Here is a 20564-nt window from a genome sequence, read left to right as displayed (position 1 = left end):
CATACATTTCCATGACATCTGCTCCGGTTCATCTTACCTGCCGGTATCCCTTTTCGTATCTTTTTCTTTTTCCTGCTCCTGCCTTTTCCGAACTTTGGCTTCGAGGTCGATCTCCAGTATTGTCGCTGCAGTCTTTCTTGCGATCACATAATCCTGCATTTCCTTTCTCACAGAGCGATACTCTGTATATGCGGCTTTCTTCTGCTCCATCACTTCTGCATACTCCATATTCAGCTCTTTCACCCGAGGAATCTTTTTCACATTCAGTTGATTGAATGCCTCTTTCGCAGCTTTATGAAGCATGATCTCTTCCCGGTGCGCCTCATAAAACTTTCTGCTGTACCCTGCTTTCCGATATGCTACATAAACATTTCTCGTCTTAGAATAATTTATGATATGTGTCCTTAACACAGCAATCTCTGCAAGACGTTTTTCTGATATTTTAATCATCTCCGAAAGCTGATTGAAACGTGCCGTCATTTCATCTGTCTTCTTTGACAGTTCTTCATAGCTCGTCAGTCCGTTCTCCTGCAGAAAGCACATGACCTGCGCCATCTGTTTCAGATTAAAGACTTTTGCCCACCTCTCATATCCTGCACCTTTCCCCTGCTTCAACTTCTCCTGAATATCAATCAAAAGATTCAGCCCCGGCTTAATTCGGCATTGCGGCTTTTTCTCTTTTCTTCTTGATTCGGCTTTTCCGGAAATAACTGCCCGAAGCTCTTCTTCGCTGTATCCATCCCCCAATGACCGCAGACGCAGAAAACGCTTTTGTCCTGTTCCGCGGAATGCTGGATGTTTCCCATCTTTAAATTCATAACCGTCTGCTTCAAGAAGTTTTATCAGTTCATCAAAGTCTTTCGGCTTCTTTTCCAGTGCAGCATCTATGGCAGCGCGAAGACCGTCTCTGAGCGATGGCCGCTTCGGACGATCGATCTGTTTCTTAGTTTTTCTGCGCTTCGGTTCTACGATGGATAATCCATGCTCCAGACAAATACGGTCGCTGATCCGGCTGAGCGCTTTCCATGAAAAACGGAAATCCCGGAACTTTCTCTTACAGTCCAGAGATGTAGAATTGAAATAAATATGATTGTGGATATGCGCCCGGTCCGTATGGGTTGCTACGATAAATGCATGACGCTCTTTTGTAAAACGCTTTGCCAGTTCATAGCCGATCTCATTCGCTTTCTCGGGCGAGATTTCTCCCGGCTTGAAAGACTGTCTGATCTGATAGGCGATCACATCCTTCTCCTGCTTTCTCCCGGTAATATGAAGATACTGTCGTTTTGCAAGAAGGAATTCTTCATCTGCAGTCCGAGGATCGCACTCATAGGAGCTGATATATTTTCCGTCTTCTGTTTTTCTACCGTTCTTTCCATACTCCAATCGGTCTGTAAGACACTGCGCTATCGTCTTTCCTTTGTTAATATGCAGTGGAATCAAACGTGTCACTGCCATTCTTGTTTACGTCTCCCTTCTCCAACAAATGCTACTCCGGCAAGCATGACTGCCGGTTGCCGTTACAAGAAAAAAGAGCCGCCGGTTGGCAGCTCATGCATCTATTCTTTATATTTGTTTTTTAGTAACGAATAAAATCCCCGATTGCGGTGCAGATCCGTTCCATCGTCATCTCAATGATTGTGGCGCAAAACATCGCAGCCAGAACCAAAACTCCGACCAAGACTGACAGGAAGAGGTTCGTCCACTGCATTTTATAAATATAGAAAATGATTCCTCCTGCCACGATCAATATCACCAGACCGCCCGCCAGATTCCCGAGATAGGACAGCAGTTTTATTACAATCAGAAACAGCCATGCTGTCAGAAATACCGGAATCGCCAAAAGCCGAAACGGAAATTTTATCAGCCACATCATCTCTATGCACCTCCTGTCCTCTATGTTTTGATTCTACTATACCCAAACTGTTTCCACAAGGATGTCAAGCCCAGTATTTAACATTCTTTCACTATTGTATATAACATTTTTCTGCTGTGAATCTGTTATGTAGCAGACACAGCATCGCACTGCATCTGCTCCCTCTTACGAAATCCCTGCAAGCCGTTCAAGGATTTCTTTCACACCATCCCATATTTCATCCAGACGCACTCTCAGATCTTTGATATCAGCCTCATAAATGCTCCCGTTTTCATTTGCCTTTTTTGCATACTGATTCAAATTGTTGCTGCATCGCCGGAGCAGGCTGACCAGTTCTTTCACGTCCTGCAGATCGAGTTTTACGCAGTACCCGTCCAGAGCCATTTTTCTCAGATATGCGCAGAGACTTTTGATACCGAGTTCTTTCATTTTCGCTTCCACACGTTCCATCTCGCTTGCAGTCAGACGGAAATGCATCTGCCGGTTTCTCTTCTCCATTACAATACTTCCTCCCGTTCTATCCTGCGGCTCTGAGGCTGTACCGTCTCCGCTTTTTCTTTCAGCTGTGCCAACACGGAAGTCCTTTTCCCGCATCTTTCGGTATCCACGCTTTCACATTTCTGTTCGCCTGCGCGTTCTTCCATGTTCAGCAGAGAATCCAGTTCTGCCAGACGTACGCTTTTCTCTGTGAGCTCCTTTTCCTGCGGGAACGGCTTCCCAAGTTCAGCTTTTGCCGATTCCTGCTGTGATACTAAATCCGTCAGCTTCTCTTCCGCCCGTTCCATTCGGGCAGAAATATTAGACAGAACGTTATCCATTCTCGTAATATTTCCTCTCGCATCTGTTCCCAACACAGCCTTATGGCTCACCGCGCCTTTCAGCACAGCAGAAAAATCTTTACTAAAACTGTCAAACGTAAGCTCTACAGAAAATCCACGGTACGAACCGATCTGCAGAGAGTCTGTGCTTTTCATCCCTTTACAGGCAGCAAGAATTGCTTCTCCTGCCGCTTCTTTTTCCGCATAACTTTTTCCCATTATCTCTATCCCGCAGAATCCGTCTTTCACCTGCGGATGGGATGCTGCTGTACGCATATCTGCTTCCATCCCCCGGATCAGGCTCTCCTGACTTTTGATCTCGGCGGGAAAATATTTGAGAAGCTGATCTTCCAGACGGTACTGCTGACTCATATGGTCAGCTCTCAGAACTTTCAGTCTTGCCACGTCTACGTCCAGATCCATTTTTTCTTTAATCAACGGGTTCCCCGCACAGAGCGCTTTGATCTCAGCATAGGAAAGAGCCTGTTCATCCACATCCTCACAGGAACGAACCGGACTTTTACTTGTCATAATCTGGCTGATGAACCGCTGTTTATTCTCCAGTGTCTGAAACAAATAAGCATCAAATGTTCCCTCTGTCACGTAATTATAGACCTGTACTTCTTTGTTCCGGTTTCCCTGCCGGATGATACGACCGTTCCTCTGTGTCATATCGGACGGACGCCACCCCACATCAAGATGATGAACTGCAACTAATCGGTCCTGTACGTTCGTCCCCGCACCCATTTTCTGTGTGCTTCCCATAAGCACCCGCACCTGTCCTATCCGGACTTTCGCGAACAGTTCTTTCTTCTTTGTCTCCGTATTCGCATCATGGACATAAGCGATCTCTTCCGTGGGCACTCCTGCTTTTTCCAGTTTGTCCCGGATATCATCATAGACATTGAAGCTGCCGTCATTCTTCGGCGTAGACAGATCACAGAAAAGAAGCTGCGTCAGACGGTCGGCTTTTCTTTCCTCCCATATTCGCAGTACATTTTCTACACAGGCATTCAGCTTGCTTCCCGGATCATCCGGAAGAAGCGGATTCATCAGTCTCTGGTCAAGCCCGATCTTGCGTCCGTCAGAAGTGATACGCAGCATATTGTCGATGCTCGGATCAACCGAACCGCTGTGAACATCCGCCGCTCTCTGTGACAGCTCTGCCACCATTTCCTTCTGAATCTCTGACGGCTGCACCACAATTGTCTCAAACTTTGCCTCCGGCACAGGAAGGTTGAGCTGATCTGCCGTCTTAATATCCGCAACCTCTTTGAACAGATTCATCAGCTCCGGAAGATTGAAGAACTTTGCAAACCTCGTCCTCGCCCTGTATCCGGTTCCCTCCGGTGCAAGCTCGATGGCTGTCGTCGTCTCCCCAAAAGTAGACGCCCAACAGTCAAAATGTGTCAGTCCCATTTTCTGGAGTGTACCGTATTGAAGATAACGCATCACCGTATAAAGCTCTGACATGGAATTGCTCACCGGCGTTCCCGTGGCAAAAACGATCCCCCGCCCTCCGGTGATCTCATCCATATATCTGCACTTCATAAACATATCGGAAGACTTCTGTGCTTCTGAGGTGGAAAGCCCTGCTACGTTTCTCATTTTTGTATAAAGGAACAAATTTTTGAACGCATGGCTCTCATCCACAAAGAGCCTGTCTACGCCTAACTGCTCGAATGTCACCACATCGTCTTTCTTCTCTTCTGCCATCAGTTTATCCAACCGGGTCTGCAGCGTTTTTCTCGTCTTTTCCATCTGTTTAATGGTAAATGTCTCGCCCTTACTGTATTTTAATTCAGCGATCGCGTCCTCAATATCGTCGATCTGCTCCTGTAAGAGCCGCTCCTGACGTTCTGCGGAAATCGGGATTTTCTCAAACTGTGAGTGCCCGATAATGACTGCATCATAATCCCCTGTGGCGATCCGGGCGCAGAACTTTTTCCTTCTGGCAGTCTCGAAATCCTTTTTCGTCGCGACAAGCAGCTTTGCACCCGGATACAGCCGCAGAAATTCATTTGCCCACTGGAGCGTCAGATGATTCGGCACGACAAACATACTCTTCTGGCACAGCCCCAACCGCTTCGATTCCATTGCGGAAGCCGCCATCTCAAATGTCTTCCCTGCACCCACTTCATGGGCAAGCAGCGTATTTCCGCCGTAAAGCACATGGGCAATAGCATTTAACTGATGAAGGCGGAGCTTAATGTCCGGATTCATCCCTCCGAAGCGGATATGGCTGCCGTCATATTCTCTCGGACGGGTGGAGTTGAAAAGCTCGTTGTAGCGCGTTACAAGTTCTTCCCTTCTCTGCGGATCGCGCCAGATCCAGTTGGCAAAGGCGTCTTTGATTGCCTGCTGTTTCTGCTGTGCAAGGGTCGTCTCCTTTTTGTTCAGGACTCTTTTCTTTTTCCCATCGGCGTCTTCATACGTGTCATAAATACGGATATCTTTCAGATTGAGTGTTTCCTCCAGAATCTTATACGCATTCGCCCGGTTTGTGCCGTAAGTGACATATGCGTTGACGTCATGGGTACTGGGTGCGCTTTTTCCGGTAATCCGCCACTCTGCTGTAGCAGAAGAGAAATTGACTTGAATATTCCTCTGCAGGTAAAAAGGCGTATCGAATGTCTCTTCCATAAACTGCTGAATATAGTCCCGGTCAATCCATGTGGCGCCGAGCTGCACATCTATTTCCGATGCATCCAGATCTTTCGGCTGCGCCTTTCTGAGCGCTTCCACATTCACAGAAAAATCCGGATTTTTCTCTGCCGCCATCTGTGCGATCCTCAGCTTGCTCCGCACATCGCCGGAAAGGTATTCATCCGTCGTCTGCCATCCTGTCTCCGGCTCTTCTGGTGCAAGGGGATCTTTAAAGATTACGCCACTCAGTTCCCCTGTGATCCGGTCATACTCGCCAGGTGTCCCTAGAAGCTCCGACATATACGACAGATCCACTTTTCCATGCTCTCCGATAGAAATGGCAAGGGCTTCTTCCGGCGTATCTACGGAAGTTACTTTCCGTTCCGGCCGGATCGTCCGTTTCGTAAACATATCCGCCTTGCTTTCCATCTTGCCGTCTTCATCAATGTTTTCCAAAGAGCAGAGCAGATAGTAAGAGGAATCATCTGAAAACGCCTGTGCATTTCCCCGAGAGTTGATAATCCCGTATTTCCCGGTAAATTCATCATAAGCCCGGTTCAGTTCTTCCTGCTTTTCCCGGATCATTTCATCCGGATAGTCCTCCAACTGATACTCCATCAGTTCCCCGACAATCTCACGGAGCTGTACCATCCCTTTGACACGCTCTTTTGCCGTATCATTCAGCTCCATCCGGCGCATTGCCGAATTCTCTCTGTAATACACCTCGCCGTCAACTACCGTATAGGAATAGTTTTTTACATCCGGGTCCGCGGGTATTACATCCTGCAAAATTTCATCTGCTTCACTGTTCGCAAGCTCTGGCTCCAGATATCTTCCATACAGACGCCCGACCGCCTCCCGAAGCTGCTCTGAAAGTTCCCTTCCCGGAATCGGGACAACCGTACATTCCTCTTTTCCGTACTGCGTGCTTTCCGATGTCAGTTCTCCCAACATCATCTCCGGATGCTCTGTAAAATAACTGTTGATGGGAAATCCATCCGGCGTCATGCCAAGATGCACCCAGTCCGGCTCGATGTCCACTGGATGATTTCTTTTCTGTAAAAAGAGAATATCTGACACAACATCAGTTCCCGCATTTGCCCGGAATGCATTGTTCGGAAGCCGGATTGCGCCTAACAGCTCCGCTCTCTGCGCCAGATACTTTCTTGCAGACGGATCTTTTGCGTCCATCGTATAACGGCTTGTCACAAAGGCAATGATTCCGCCGGGACGTACCTGATCCAGAGTCTTTGCAAAAAAGTAATTGTGAATAGAAAAATTCAGCCTGTCGTAGCCTTTATCTCTCACTTTATAATTGCCGAACGGCACATTTCCCACTGCCAGATCAAAGAAATCCCTGCGGTCTGTTGTCTCGAATCCCGCCACGGTAATATCAGCCAGAGGATAAAGCTGCTTCGCAATCCGTCCGGTAATAGAATCCAGCTCTACTCCGTAAAGCCTGCTCTCATGCATCGACTCCGGAAGCATTCCGAAGAAATTTCCGATCCCCATAGACGGCTCTAAAATATTTCCGTGGTTAAATCCCATCCGCTCCACGGCTTCATAGATCGCCCCTATGACCGCAGGACTCGTATAGTGCGCATTGAGTGTCGATGCTCTGGCAGAAGCGTATTCCTCTTCAGACAGTAGGTTTCTTAACTCTTGATATTCTGACGCCCAATTGTCCTTTCTGCTGTCAAACGCATCCGCAAGCCCGCCCCATCCCACGTACCGGGAAAGGATCTGTTGCTCTCCCGGTGTTGCATACCTGTCACTTGCTTCAATCTGTTGCAGAACGCGGATTGCTTCCACATTTCTACGGTACTTTGTCTTTGCTCCACCCTCACCGAGATGTTCATCCGTAATGTGAAAGTTTTCAGGTATCGTGCTGTCTCCTGAAAATACAGGTTCCTTTGATTCTTCCTTCCGTGGTTCTTCCTGTTGATCACCCGATCTATCCTCCGGTTCGGAATCAGAAGACTGTACTTTACCCACAGAAAAAGCAGCGGGCTCTTCACTCGCTGCTTCCTCTGTTCTCACTGTAATATTCTCAGTTTCCGGCGATAGGGTCAGATCAAGGCTTAACTGTTGATAAGGTCGTTCAGGATCACTTCCTCCGCCTGCGCTTTCAGGGCGTTCATATGCTGCACCCATTCCATCTGATGCGTCTTCTTGTCGGGAGCCGGATTCTTCTCTAACAGTTCTTTCATCATCTGCTCCATTCTCCGGTTCGCTGTCTCTTCTATCTCCCGCAGATGGTCGAACAGCTTCCCTTTCAGGATCAGGTCGTTGTAAATAATCGGCTTGTTCTCCTGCAGGAAGCTCCTGCGCATCATCCCGTATTTGCCCAGAGGCTGCTCTCTCGTTTCTCCCAATGTCAGATTCGGAAGATAATACTCTCCCTGTTTCGTGTATGTCAGTTCTTTCATCATGGCGGCTGCTCCTTTCTTCCTGCCTGCTCTTTTCATAGTTTCGGACGGCGATCTCAATCTCCCGGAATACTTCTGCGGAAATCTCGCTGACAGCCGTTCCCAGTGCATTTACTGTACCTGCAGTATTAAAATCGAAAATCTCTCGGAAATCTTCCTTGTCAATATAATCGTCGGGATGATCCATACAACGACTGTATAGTGCATAAGATGCACTGACTGATGCCGTCATTCGGAATTCATTTTCGATCTTTCTCTCATCATACCCTTCAAGATAACTGTCTGCAATGATGTCGAGCACCTGTTTTCCGCAGTTTGACCAGTAATCCAACGCAAGCCTGTCCGTGATCATGCTGATCTGTTGTGCAAGTCCAAGCTCTGCATCTGTTCCGAACCGGTACTCCAGTGCCGCCTCTATCGGCTTCCTGTGCGCTTCCTCCATCTTCCACAACTGCACAGGTCTGGAATCCGCGCGTTCTCCTGTATCTGCCACGTCGAATACATAATGAAGCCGCGGTTTCATTCCCGACACATCTATGAGGCCGATTCCATGAGAACCACGTTTCACATAACGGTTCATCCGATTCCGCCAGAAGTCATATTCTGCACAGGCTGTCGCCTGCGGCCGCTGTGCATGGATCAAAAGCTGATCGTAATAGGGGTACTTATAAAGCCGGGCAACAGTGGTAAGAAAGGCAGTCCACTGTTCCCGGCTTTTTGTGAGCTGCTCTGCCGAATGTTCCGCCAGAGCTGAAAAATACAGAAGTTTTGACATTTATGCCTCCATTTGGTTTACTCTTCTACATCAGGGTACAAATCAATCCGGTCAAACTCTTCATCCGTTATTTTCCGGAGCTTACCGATCACGGTATCTGTCAAACGCAGAAGCCGTCTCTCTTCGGGGCGAAGCTGCCCCTTCATTGTTTCCAGTTCTACCACTAATTTCTCCCGACTTCCGGGATTATAAATCATCATCAGCATACGTTCCTCCTGTGTGAAATCCATTATTCCAGTTCCCTTTCCTCTGTTCTTCCAAAATGAACCGGCAGACCATGCTCTGTATCGGAAGCTGCTTTCAGCTTTTCCAGTACAGACGGGCGCTCTCTTTCTGCCCCTGCCTTACCATTGTTGATAATGCCGTCGATCATTCCGTAATCATCTTCCAGTGTCATTTCTGCATTTTTCAGATGGTTTCCTTCTCGTAAGAAATCCTTCAGCTCCGTAAATCCCACGGAATCCACATAATGACAGGATACCACGCCGCCCGTCTTCAATGCCACGATGTCGCTGACAGACAGGCTGTGCCCGGTAAAATCCGCCGGATGATCAATGTTAAACTTTGTATAAAGAGACTCAAGCATAGTATCCCTGTCTGTAAATGTCGGAAGATCAGCCGTATACATGATCTCATAATGGTCAATGTGAGGTTCTTTCCCCTGCCTGTGCAGATAATCCAACGAAGCGAAACGTTCCTGTCTGGTTTCATCAATATCACGGAGCTGAAGGATCGCATAACTGTCTGTTCTGCTTTCCAGAAAAGCTTCCATCATACCCTGTTCCTGCTCTGCACCTGTAATCTCATTCCATTTCTCAATCCTGTTCATTTCTTTCCTCCCTCAAAATCCAGACGAAACCGTGCTTTTCCATATGCATCTGTCTCCAGAATCAATACCGCGTCAAAGGTTTTCCCTGTCTTTGCAGATTTACAGCCTTTCATCCGCACCTTTCCATTTGCCAGAAGTTTTTCCGCCATAGAAGCAGTGAGTTTTTTGCCGATGCTTTCAAAATAGCGGTTCTGTTTCCATAAGGCGAACGGGCAGGATCGGTTTGCGCAGAACCAGCCTTTCGCTCCCTCAATAACATCATTCCCACACACAGGGCATTTCCCGATTTTCTGACTTTTCTGTTTTGGCATAAGGATTTCTGCATCTGGCACAATCTGATAGTTCTTCACCAGATCGGATATCATAGCCTCGATCTCTCCCATAAATGCGTCGCCACTGTACTCACCACGCTCAATCTCTAACAGCTTTTCTTCCCACTCTGCAGTCATAGATGCAGACTGAATCTGCTCCGGGAGAATTGTAACCAACGCCGTGCCTTTCTGAGTAGGAATCAGATACTTTGTCTTCTTGCTCCCCGTCCTCTCAAGAAATTCGGTCCGCACCAGTTTTTCAATAATCCCCGCGCGGGTCGCCGGAGTGCCAAGTCCTTTTCTTTCCGCATCTTCCGGCATTTCTTCTGCACCGGCATTCTCCATCGCCTGCAGGAGCGTGGCTTCGGTATAGTGTTTCGGCGGTACAGTCTTTCCTTCTTTGCAGACAGCTTCTCTCACCGTTAGCTCCATTCCATTCTGAATATCAGGGATAGACGAAGCATCCTCTTCCTTATCTTCATTTCCGCTCTCTACACCGGAAATAAAGGCTTTCCATCCCGGCTCGGTAACTATGCTGCCTTTCGCCTTGAATACTGCATCTGCACAGCTCAGCTCCACCGCCGTCTCATCAGATTCACAAGGGATTCCGACAGCGCACACAAGCCTGCGCGCGATCAGCTCAAGCACAGCCCGCTCTCCGGCCGGAAGTGCAGTCAAATCTGTTTCAGCAGCCGTTTTCGTAGGAATAATGGCATGATGATCTGTTACTTTCTTATTATTGATAACCTGCCCTGTCCGGACTGGTACAGTTTCGTCACTGACAAAGAACTTTTTCACCGTCTTCTGCACCAGATCCGGAATCAGGGCAGCCATATCTTCCGTCAGATACCGGCTGTCTGTCCGGGGATACGTCACCATCTTTTTCTCATAAAGACTCTGAGTATAATCCAAGGTCTGCTGTGCCGTGTATCCCATGATCTTGTTTGCTTCTCTCTGAAGCGTCGTCAGATCATAGAGCAGCGGAGGCTTTTCCTTACGATTCTTCCGTTCCACTTTTGTCACAACAGCAGACGCTTCTTTACAGTCAGCCGCCAGTTTTTCTGCTTCTTCCTTTGATTTGATCCGCTCACTGGACGCTGTGAATCCATCCATCTGAATCTTCACCGTATAAAACGGTTCGGAGATGAACGCTGCAATCGCCGCTTCCCGCATAACAGTCAGCGCAAGTGTCGGGGACATGACACGTCCTATGTTCAGTGTATTTCCGTACAGGACAGAAAAAAGCCGGGTAGCGTTGATTCCCACAATCCAGTCGGAACGCTCCCGGCATAAAGCTGCTTCATATAAAGCATCATATTCAATTCCCGGTTTCAGATGCCGGAATCCCTCCCGGATCGCACTGTCTTCCAGCGAAGAAATCCACAGACGTTCAAAAGGCTTCCTGCATCTGCACTGATGATACACAAGCCGGAAGATCAGTTCCCCCTCCCGTCCGGCGTCAGTAGCACAGATCAGACTGTCCACATCGTCTCGGTTCATCAGCTCTTTTAAAATGTTGAACTGCTTTTTCGTGCCGGGGGATACGGTATACTTCCAGTTGGCAGGAAGGATCGGAAGATCTTCCTTTTTCCATTTTCCATAGCGTTCGTCATAATAATCTGGTGGAGCAAGCTCTACCAGATGTCCGATGCACCAACTGACGAGATAGCCGTTTCCTTCGAGATAGCCGTTACAACGTTTTGTTGCGGATAAGACTTTTGCAATAGATTGTGCCACTGAGGGCTTCTCGGTAATTACAAGTTTAGGCACGGTTGGTCACTCCTTTCGTATTTTTGAGCATAATAAAACAGCCTTATACCTCCTGCAAGGTATAAAACTGTTTATTATGTAAATTACAATTATTTTTTAGCTCTGTATCCTTTTCCCAATATTTTTACACTTTTATATAAAAGATTGCTCTTCCCTCCGATGCTTATAACCCGCTGGTATCATTCAAATTTGCAGTTATCCTAGAGAAATATACTAAACATATCATTCTTAAATCACATCAGCCTCTGACAAAAACAGACTATCCGGTATGGGGATTTCCAAGTCTGTAATCTTTCTCAGATCATTCAGTATAAGATTGACATCCCGAACCAAGGTAGTTCCGTATTCATTCATTAAAAAGCTCAGCATTTTATGCCAGAGTCCGGGAACCTTATCCTCTAAAATCTTGCTGTTTTTCTCCAGGAATTTTACCAGTCGATGTTCTTTATTACAATGTGTCTTAATTTTTATACAATTTTTTACCATATCATAGTTTGGTCCATCCTCTGAAAATTCAAAGCAAAACGACGGTGGAAACACTGCAGCATCACTTTCATCCCCGACTTGTTTCTTTACAACTGTAAATCTTTCCAGATAGAAAACGGAATGTTCAGCTTTTTCACAATTTAAATACAGAGTATAGTTGTTTTTTAAATATGCAAAGCATAATTCTGAATAGAGATTTCTTTGCGAACGTATACACAGAAAATTTAAAACACAAATTCCTTTTTCATCAATAACACGCTCTAATTCTTCTGCTGTTATTTTTCCTGCTTCAGAGTTAAATATAAGCACCCTTTCCCATTCCGGATAATCTGCTAGCATCTGCAGATAGTTCTTCATAGGTAAATAACTGCAATTTTTATTTATCATCTGATATATGTCGTCTTCGAGTACACCATATGATACTATTTTATCAAAAATCCTAAGTGCACATGCAGTCTCAAGATTCAGTTGCTCTATATTATTCCGCGAGAGATTTATCATAGGCCGATACTTATCTTTCAACATAATAATACTTAAAAATCTACTGCCGATTTCCGGATCATCCAGATAAGACGATTTATAAATGCCCCTTATATTTTTATAACAAATGATCCCATTATGGGAAAGGATAAATACTTCTCTATTGAACCCCTCAATTATATTTCCAGGTAAAATGGCTACGGAATCTTCCAGTCTTTGCTGTACGTATTGTAAATCCACATTCCTGAAACACAGAGGTTCCTTTAATTGCCTGTATCTGGCTAATGTAAGCCTGTCACTTAAATCTGTCACTTTCATTATTCTAAGGTCGTATTCGTGATCTCCTTTCCACCGTTCAAAAGTTATTCCAGGAAAATTACTTTCTACAATTGCTTTTATCTGTTCCTCTATTTCCTCGGAAAAACATAAAGAGATTTTGCAACAAAGTGTAGCTGGAGTACCAGGGACATTCATGATTCCTGGTACAACCTTTACTTTTGTATGAATCGCACCTAGCGTCACCTTAAGCGGCTCGAACTCTCCAATCGCTTCTGCATACAGAGTAGCCCCTGTCAAATATGGGGACTGCATATAATCATCTAATGCTACACAGCGAATAATGACTCCCGGTCTTTTCCTGCAGGTCAATCCCGGTACTCTTTCAGACAAAGTCTTCATATCCTCATCGGAAAGTAAAAATTCGAATCCACCGTTCTCGTCTGTTCCTTCCGCTTTCTTCAGTCTATGGATTCTATCCATAAACTCTTTCTCTGTAAGATAGTCATAACTGCCTTCTTCCACACTTTCAAAATGGATCGGCACTTCCGGACACAGGACATACTGATCGATGATCTCCCGAAATCCTCTGTACTTTCCAGTCTGATAGAGATTTGTTCGGACGGCAATAATCGTGCCCGGTTCAGTGTGATAGGGCGTCTTTTCTTCCTCCGTTACCCCCGGCATAGGTTCCGCCCTATGTCCTTTCTCCTGATCTGTCATATAATAATAACCGTTGATGCCATGCATACTCAGCCTCAGTGCTGGATAGTAAATTCCGTTTTCACTGAAATGCTTGGTGCTCACTTCCACTTGATTTGTCTTTTTATCTCCCATAAAACAAGAGAGAATTCCGATCCCGAACCTGCTCACAGGAGTGTAATCTGGATCTGCTTTACACCGGTGTTTTTCCTGCCGGAATTCATCTGAATTATAGTAGGAGCGTCCTACTTTCAGAAAATAATTCCTGATAATCTCCTCCGTCATCCCAATCCCGTTGTCCTCAATACGGAACCAATGATATCCTCGCTCGCTCCATGTCCTTATGTTGATCTGTCCCGTCCAATCAGACGGCAAAGAACGATCCAACTGCTTTCTCGTCCTGACGGCATCAATCGCATTCTGGATCAGTTCCCTTACAAATACTGCAGGATCACTGTACAGATTCTCACCGACGAATAATTCCATCACCTGGTCCTGGTCAAGCGTAATACGGTACTGTCCAGATAAATACCCATCTGACTGAATATGGCGTTCCACCTTTGCTGGAAGTACAAAATCGTTCCATCTTCCTGCAAATCTGCGGATCACTTTGCTACAGTCATCTAGCTCCCGGTCAACCCAGTCCAGATAGCATTTTACTTTCTGCTCAATCTGAATTGAACGGCATTCTGCCGTGTAGTCCAACGGGTAAGGATAAGAGCGATCCGCCACGCTTTCAAAACGAAATCCGGAGGAGGAAAGATGTTTTTCCCATTCTTCCTCACTGTACTGTTCGCTGTAAGAGGTTCTTTCGTCAAATTCATTATATTCATAGATTGCCTGAGGCGCCCTGCTGTCATTAAAATCAAGGATATCCGCAAGACGGAGCAGGATTGCGCAGAATCTCCTGTCCAGAGAATGGACCGGATCCAAGGCAGTAAGCTCGCTGACCTCTTCGCCGTGACTTCTACATACCCGAATCAGATCCTCTTTGTCAATTCTTCCTCTCAGCGCTCTCGGCCATTCTTTTTTCTGCAGCAGTTCTCTGATTCTTTCGTGGTGGATATTGCGGAAGAAATTCATCTTTATTTCATCCGACAGATCCGGCTCTTCCCTGCCTGCGGCATATGCTTTCATGTATTCCGAAGGATTCTTATCCAGATAACGCCTCACAGGATCTTTATTATTCAGCAGTTCTTTCTTTTCGCCCTCAGTGTAGCTCATACCAATATCATGGCAGCACGCAGCCATCACCAGCAGCGCCGCCTCATCCCGGGTCAGAAAGCTGAGCCCGTCGCCCAGCAGTTCCGCCATCAGGCGCATGACATTACAGATATGGACTTCGTCATGGAGAGTATAAAAGGGAAATGTATCCCGGATCGTTTTTGCGCGGTCCACGCCATACTGGCAAATGTCTGCAACCGCTTTCAGGTAATTATCCTTATTCTCCCGTTCTCCGCAGCGTTCTTCTTCCTCCTCTGCTTTTGTCTTCAGTATTGTCCACAGCTTTTCATCTCTAAATCCCATATTCTCACGCCTCCGTATATGTCAAATTATATCAGAACGTCTGACTGTAAACAACATAGGTCTCTATGTATTAGGGCAGACTTTGCTGCCCTCCACAAAATTACAAAGCTGTAGCCATGTTACATCTAATCTTCATCGCCTTGCTTATCCGCAAAATCATCCAGAATCAGATATTCCTCATCGTCCTCATCCTGATACTCATCATCGGGATCAGGCTTTTCCTTTTCCTGCTCCTTTTTCCCTTTCAGCTTCATAAACGCAAACACTCCGCCGCCGATTACCACCGCAGCGAGTAAAATTATCGCCGGAAGCATATTGCCGGATTTCTTTTCTTCCTGCTTCTCTGCTGTCGATTCTTCCACAGACTCTTCCTCTGCAGGCTCTGTTTCTTCCATTGTCTCCTGATCTGGCGTCACAGTCTCCGTTTCAGTTTCCGTATTCGCCGTCTCTTCACCCTGCGTCAATCCTGCTGTCTGTTCTTCATCCATAAGCGCCATCAGATCTGCTTCATCCACCTGATTCAGGAAATGCACCGTCTGCTCTCCCGCATCATCCCGATCAATGATCAAATAAAAATAGTTCCCTGACTTTGTAACCATCGTGATAAACTGTTTCCCGGCTTCTGTTTCAGATCCTACATCATCTACAAGAGTCATATTGCCATCCGGTGTAAGAACATCTCCTGTCTCCGCAGATTCTTCTGCGTCCTCCGTCTGCTCTTCTTTCACCGTCTTCTCTGTTTCATCCACAGTCTCTTCTGCATTTGCGAAAGCTGTCATTGAAAATGTCCCTGTTATCATTACTGCCGTCATCAGACTAAGCATCACTTTTTTAATCTTCATTCTGTTCATCCTCCTTCACTGTTTCCATGAGCATCTGCGGATTCGGTGCAGCCTTCGCTGCCATACGGAGCAGCTCTGCCAACTGATCCGGCGTCAGATTTGCTGCATGAACCATATCGTGGATCTCCGTATTCTCTTCTTCCTGATACTTCTGTTCCAGATTTTTGATCTTTACATCCAGTGCCGCCCGTTTTGCTCTGGCTTTTTCAAGCTCTGCACCGATCTTTTCTAACTTCGCTCCCATCGTATCTCCCTCCTAACGAATCCTTCCGTAACAATAAAAATGAGACTGCCAGTAGCTCGTCTCCACCGAGGCGTATGAGATCGGATTTCCGCAATGGATCATCATACCGCTGCCGACATAGATTCCCACATGGCTTGCGCCTGCCGTCGCATACGTCCCCTGAAAGAATATCAGATCGCCCGGCTGCGCTTCCTCTGCGGGAATGATATCGCAGTATGCCATCAGACCGTCTGCTGTAGTACGCCCTACCGACCATCCGTTTCCGCAGTTGTTAATCACCCAACATACAAATCCCGAACAGTCGAAGCTGGTGCTCGGATTGCTTCCGCCCCACACATAGGGATAGCCCAGATACTTTTCCGCTTCCCGGATCATATTTGCAAACCGCTCATTAGAGAGCGCCTCGCCCGGAATATCATAATCCGTATATTCCCCACCGGAATTTGCATAGATATCATCTTCAAACAGATAAGGACGGTTTCCTTTCGTCTCCAGAAGAAGCTGATACCGCTCTTTCTGATCATCTGTCAGCCCGGAAGACAGGATCGCACTCCCCATTCCTTTGTTTGTGAGCGTAACATGAAGGATATAATACTCATATTCTTCGGTCTGCATCTCCGTTGTTTCTTCCCCGGTTTCCGGATCTGTTACCGTCACCTCTACCTCTCTGGTGCGGATCTCCACTTCCTCCCGGGTGCTCAGTTCATACTGCCGGTCGAAAAGACTGCTGAGTGTACTCTGGACTTCTTCTCGCGTGTAATCTTCAAACAATACCGTCAGATAGGCAGTCAGTTCATAGGGATTATGATTGATCTCATCCACATGGTAGCGGTACTCGTCATATCCCGGATATTCTTCCTCTATGCCATTGATCCGGTTTCTCAGAGCCGTTTCCAGAGCTTTATAATCATCATTCGCTCCTATGATGTCTTCATCTTCTGCCGTGAATGATGAACCGATCACAGCACCGCCGCCTCCCTGAAATAAAGCAGAGCAGGAGGACAATCCTCCTGCCACTATCATAATCAGGACTGCAAATATCAGAATGAAGATGATTCCTTTTGGATGGCTCTTCACGAAGTCCATCGTCTTTTCTACGATATTTCCTGACTTTTTCGCTGTCTTGCCCGCTCCCTGTGCTCCTTTGCTCCCGGCAGCCGCACTTCCTGTCCCGGCTTTCCCTGCCTTTGCAGCTGCATACTGTTTTTTGATTTCCTGCTTCTGCCTCCAACGGGAAAGGGGATTCGTAGAAGTCTGCGGATACTCTGCTTTCTGTTTCTGCCAGAGCGCATCTATATTCGCCTTATCCGACTTCTTTTCAAGTTTATCAGCTTTCTTATACGCCCTCATTTTCCCAGAATACTTTACATATGATGCAGTACGCGCTCCCGTTTCAACTGCTTCTTCCCCTTTGTGGGCAGCTTCTACTCCCACATTTTCATCTTCATGCTTTGATACTTCGTGATGAATCTTGCCGGATGCAGCCGTCATCGGGGCATGGGTGACAATCCTCTTTGCTCTGGACGGTTTTCCGTTCTCTGTTTTCTCACCTCGGAACTTTTTCTTTCTGCTGACAGCTCCCTGCGACTCCGCTCTCAGTTTCCGTTTCTTCGGAAGCTTCTCTATGGCTCGGTCTGCTTTGTCCGCCGCTTTCTCTGCTTTTTTTGCTGCCCTGCGCACCTTACTGTCTTTCAGATCATCTTCTGTAAAATGCAGGCGTGTCGCTTTCTTCGCCATATCAGACACCACCTCCGGACAATGCCGTCACCTCCGACAATTTGGTCGTTAAATAACGGTACAGCTCCAGATCTTTCGGAAAATGATCAACGAAAGGCAGGATTACATTTCCATAGAACAGAAGCCCTTCGCCTTCTCCTGAATGCGTCACATAGGAGAGCTGATGCGGGGAGATATTAAGCTGCTTTGACAGAATCGCCCGGTCACCGGACGCCTGATTCAGCATATAGATGAAGTCGCTGTTCTCGAAAATGTTCTCTACCTCACGGGAAGAAAGCAGATCTTTTACATTCTGCGTGATTCCGGTGGGAATGCCGCCCCACTTCCTGAACCGCTTCCAGATCTCCACAGAATAGGCTGCGGTCTGTTCTTCTTTCAGAAGCAGATGGAACTCGTCCATATAATAGCGAGTTGCTTTTCCGGCATTCCGGTTCGCCGTCACACGTCCCCACACCTGATCCTGAACCGCAAGCATTCCGATTTTCTTCATCTGCTTGCCGAGCCCTTTGATGTTATAGCTCACCAGACGGTTTGTAATGTCTACATTTGTCCGCCGGTTGAACTGGCTCAGCGAACCCTTAACGTAAATTTCCAGAGCCGTAGCCACACGGCGCGCTTCTTTTTCTTCCTGCGCTAAAAGTGCATCATACAGATCTTCCAGAATCGGCATATTTTCCGGTTGCGGATCTTTGAAATATTCCTGATAGATCTGTCTGACACAGCGGTCAATCACGGTTTTCTCAATCGGCTGCAGTCCCTCTTTTCCCCCTGCAATCAGCTCACATAAGGAAATGATGAAGTCTGCTTTCAGCGCAATCGGATTATCCTCTTCCGAATAGTTGGCGTTGATGTCCATCGGATTGATAAACTGATTACTCGACGGTCCGAGCTCAATCACCTGTCCGTTGAACTTCTGCACCAGAGCCGTATACTCTGCCTCCGGATCGCAAATGATCACATCATCGTCCGTCACCAGAAATGCATTTGCAATCTCCCGTTTCGCTGAGAAGGATTTTCCCGAACCGGGCGTTCCGAGAATCAGACCGTTCGGATTCTTCAGCTTCTTCCGGTCAACCATGATCAGGTTATTGGAGAGGGCATTCAGACCATAATAGAGCGCTTCCTTTCCATCCTGAAACAGCTCCTGCGTGGTAAAAGGTACAAAGATCGCCGTGGAACTGGTCGTCAGCCCGCGCTGAATCTCGATCTGGTTCTGTGCAAGCGGGAGGCTGCTCATAAGTCCCTGCTCCTGCTGAAAATCCAACCTCCGCAGATTACAGTTGTGTTTCTGCGCAATACTGGATGCCTGAAACACATTATTCTCCAGTTCCTGCTCCGTACTGCCTGTATTCATAATCAGGAACGTAATAAGAAACATCCTCTCATTCTGGCTCTGCAGTTCTTTCAGAAGTGCTTTCGCATCCTTCCCATAAGTGGCGAGATCAGATGGAATGATATCCATATCATATCCGGAACGGACCGCCTTTTTCTGTTCCTCGATCTTGGAACGGTCCAGTTCCGTAATCGTCCGTTTCACTGTTTTGATTGCTTTTGTCTGGTCTACGGACTGCACATGGATCGTCACGATCTGACTTGAATCCATATCCAGAAAATCCGCCAGAACCCGGTCGCTCAGATCGGAAGCTGTGATAGAAAGGTAGGACATTGCCCCATACATTTTCCCCATCTGGAATGTTCGGCTGCCATTGAACGCAAAGGAAGTCGGCGCAATGAAATCTTTTACGGACAGGCCGGAGGACACAAGCCATTTCCAGTCAAAATGAAACTTATCATCATCCCCCATGTGGAACATATCATGCATCAGATGCAGCCTGTCTCTGCCGTTCAGCACTCTGGCTGACACTCCCAGTCTTTTAAAGTTGTTGAGCAGATCCGTCTCCACGTGTTCCAACTTCGGCTTTGCCTGACGCATAGTCTCCGCCTCAATCCCGAATGTCAGGTATTTTGTCTTTGTCAGTCCGTTATTTCCCTGCGCCAACTGTTTTTTCAGCATGGAACTGTACTCGCTTCGTACTGAATCAAAACCGTCCTGCTGAAACGGAATCCTCACTGTCTTTTCAAAAGCATCCGAAGCTGTACACATATTCACAAAAGACAGTTCAAAACGGACAGAGCTGTCGAAAAAGTTCAGGAAGCTGCACCATTCTTCAAAGATCGCTGCCCGGTCTTCCTGCTGTGCCAGCTGATAATTGATATCCTGAAACTGAATTGTCTTCGTGTAATAGCCGTCTCTCACTCTGCAGATACCGTCCTGAAACATCCGGTCAAAAGGAATCGACTGCTGTGCCGTCCGCGGAATCCCGTTATCTTTCCGCGCTTTTTCGACCACCTGTCTGATCTGCTTCTTTTCCCACCTGTCTAAATTTGCAGGTATTTTTACGCTTTCCGTCTGATTTTTCTTCTGCTTTCCGAACAATCTCTGCTACCTCCCTGTATACTTCATGCTGCCGCAGGACAGCGGCATAATAGTTGTCTGTCTGATACGGTCTGACTTTCGGGCGGAGAAACTTCGCCTGAATGAAATGCTTTGCCACAACTTCCAAAGGCTGCCCGTCCTTTTCATACATCGCCAGAAAAAACAGAGGCAGCATGACCAGAATCATTCCAAGTGCCGCAAGACTCACATTTCCGGCAGCTTTCAGAAGAAAGAAAAAAGGCACTCCGATGAATGCCGCCGCTCCGAAGCAGATCAACTGCCTCTTCGTCAAATTAAACAGAACTTTTGATTTTACCCTCGTAAGATCACGGGGAATTGAAATATATGCGCTTATTCAAATCACCTCTCTTGTAAATCG

13 protein-coding genes and 1 pseudogene are annotated in these 20564 nt (G+C 46.9%); all 14 read right to left on the bottom strand.

Annotation, left to right across the window (positions count from 1 at the left end; translation table 11 throughout):
• Positions 1–33: 33 nt before the first annotated feature.
• The 14 genes and pseudogenes from FNY66_RS10860 to FNY66_RS10800 all read right to left on the bottom strand — a co-directional run bounded on the left by FNY66_RS10860 (position 34) and on the right by FNY66_RS10800 (position 20540).
• Positions 34–1458: a relaxase/mobilization nuclease domain-containing protein gene (locus FNY66_RS10860; RefSeq protein ID WP_150311165.1), complete on the bottom strand. Its 1425-nt coding sequence runs from the start codon at positions 1456–1458 to the stop codon at positions 34–36.
• A 121-nt stretch (positions 1459–1579) separates the two neighbouring features.
• Entirely contained in the window at positions 1580–1876 is a 297-nt protein-coding gene (locus FNY66_RS10855; RefSeq protein ID WP_150311164.1) for a hypothetical protein, read from the bottom strand.
• A 165-nt stretch (positions 1877–2041) separates the two neighbouring features.
• Complete coding sequence (locus FNY66_RS10850; protein WP_150311163.1) at positions 2042–2374, bottom strand: plasmid mobilization protein; 333 nt, start codon at positions 2372–2374, stop codon at positions 2042–2044.
• A pseudogene (locus FNY66_RS16165) lies at positions 2374–7371 on the bottom strand (SNF2-related protein); the annotation flags it as partial. The gene FNY66_RS10850 and the pseudogene FNY66_RS16165, both read right to left, overlap by 1 nt.
• 50 nt (positions 7372–7421) lie before the next feature.
• Positions 7422–7769, bottom strand: a complete 348-nt coding sequence (locus FNY66_RS15790) for a TnpV protein (RefSeq protein ID WP_324613922.1) — start codon at positions 7767–7769, stop codon at positions 7422–7424.
• 792 nt (positions 7770–8561) lie between these two features.
• Positions 8562–8774 (bottom strand): transposon-transfer assisting family protein, encoded by a 213-nt coding sequence (locus tag FNY66_RS10840; protein WP_324613919.1) that lies wholly within the window; start codon positions 8772–8774, stop codon positions 8562–8564.
• A complete protein-coding gene (locus tag FNY66_RS10835) occupies positions 8774–9373 on the bottom strand; it encodes a YodL domain-containing protein (protein ID WP_150311160.1) in 600 nt (199 codons plus the stop codon). The genes FNY66_RS10840 and FNY66_RS10835 overlap by 1 nt, the downstream gene beginning before the upstream one ends.
• The gene (locus FNY66_RS10830) at positions 9370–11454 is read right to left on the bottom strand and encodes a type IA DNA topoisomerase (RefSeq protein ID WP_150311159.1); all 2085 of its coding nucleotides are present in this window, start codon (positions 11452–11454) and stop codon (positions 9370–9372) included. Before FNY66_RS10830 ends, FNY66_RS10835 begins: the two co-directional genes overlap by 4 nt.
• A gap of 228 nt (positions 11455–11682) precedes the next feature.
• A complete protein-coding gene (locus FNY66_RS10825; RefSeq protein ID WP_150311158.1) occupies positions 11683–14925 on the bottom strand; it encodes an HD domain-containing protein in 3243 nt (1080 codons plus the stop codon).
• A gap of 125 nt (positions 14926–15050) precedes the next feature.
• Complete coding sequence (locus FNY66_RS10820) at positions 15051–15767, bottom strand: DUF4366 domain-containing protein (RefSeq protein WP_229409501.1); 717 nt, start codon at positions 15765–15767, stop codon at positions 15051–15053.
• Positions 15757–16011 carry a DUF4315 family protein gene (locus FNY66_RS10815; RefSeq protein ID WP_150311156.1) on the bottom strand — a complete coding sequence of 85 codons (255 nt, stop codon included), beginning with the start codon at positions 16009–16011 and terminating at the stop codon, positions 15757–15759. The genes FNY66_RS10820 and FNY66_RS10815 overlap by 11 nt, the downstream gene beginning before the upstream one ends.
• A gap of 12 nt (positions 16012–16023) precedes the next feature.
• Positions 16024–17748, bottom strand: a complete 1725-nt coding sequence (locus FNY66_RS10810; protein WP_150311155.1) for a C40 family peptidase — start codon at positions 17746–17748, stop codon at positions 16024–16026.
• 1 nt (position 17749) lies between these two features.
• Positions 17750–20143, bottom strand: a complete 2394-nt coding sequence (locus tag FNY66_RS10805) for a VirB4-like conjugal transfer ATPase, CD1110 family (RefSeq protein WP_150311195.1) — start codon at positions 20141–20143, stop codon at positions 17750–17752.
• Positions 20073–20540, bottom strand: coding sequence for a PrgI family protein (locus FNY66_RS10800; protein WP_150311154.1), 468 nt, complete (start codon positions 20538–20540; stop codon positions 20073–20075). The genes FNY66_RS10805 and FNY66_RS10800 overlap by 71 nt, the downstream gene beginning before the upstream one ends.
• Positions 20541–20564: the final 24 nt, after the last annotated feature.

The organism is Mediterraneibacter catenae (assembly GCF_008691045.1).
GTDB lineage: Bacteria > Bacillota > Clostridia > Lachnospirales > Lachnospiraceae > Mediterraneibacter > Mediterraneibacter ornithocaccae.
The sequence above is the reverse complement of the archived record's forward strand: the minus strand, read 5'-3'. Positions and strand labels throughout refer to the sequence as shown.